We start from the raw sequence: 606 nt of genomic DNA, 5'->3' as shown, positions 1-606 counted from the left end.
GATGAGATTTGAGGTCGGCCTGAAGGCGACGGTTAAGGTTGAACAGGGCTGACTGATTCTGACACTGGGCTGCTAAAGATAAAAAGCCGGAAGGAGCGTTAAGAGCGCTTCCGGCTTTTTGTTATTTAGTAATAATAATATCTGGAGACTTTTTTGATTTTATAAAATCAGAAAAGTGTTCATGTCCAAAATTTTCCCCACTTTCTTCCATAATATTAATCGTTTTGATAAAAAAATCAGATAATTCCCTTAGTTCCTCGATAGTTACTTGCAGCGACATCTCCTCAAGAGAAACTAAATCGCTATCTTCATTCTCATATCCATAAATTTTCATAATACACCTTATCTTTAATCGGGTGGTGTCCATCCATGACTAATCAGCCACTTACGCGCTTTCTTTGTTGGATTTGGTATCCCTCGGTGGGCATCATGGACACCGCCACTTACATTAGAAGAAGTTCCGTCCGAGTAATGGACATGTGCCTCCTGACCAGGAATGTGGCCTCTGTCGACCCGCTCTATTTCTCGCGGAGCTTGCCCACGCTCAACTTCTTTTTGCATTGAGCCCGGCGACGAAGGTTTACATTTCGACCGACTCAACCCTAA

At 42.9% G+C, this 606-nt stretch carries 1 protein-coding gene; it reads right to left on the bottom strand.

Going from position 1 to position 606, the window contains the following annotated elements:
• Nucleotides 1-121 precede the first annotated feature (121 nt).
• Nucleotides 122-334, bottom strand: a complete 213-nt coding sequence (locus LQK91_RS21930; RefSeq protein WP_105100195.1) for a hypothetical protein — start codon at nucleotides 332-334, stop codon at nucleotides 122-124.
• Nucleotides 335-606: the final 272 nt, after the last annotated feature.

This window comes from Pantoea sp. MHSD4 (assembly GCF_021043305.1).
Taxonomy (GTDB): Bacteria; Pseudomonadota; Gammaproteobacteria; order Enterobacterales; family Enterobacteriaceae; genus Pantoea; species Pantoea eucalypti.
The sequence above is the reverse complement of the archived record's forward strand: the minus strand, read 5'-3'. Positions and strand labels throughout refer to the sequence as shown.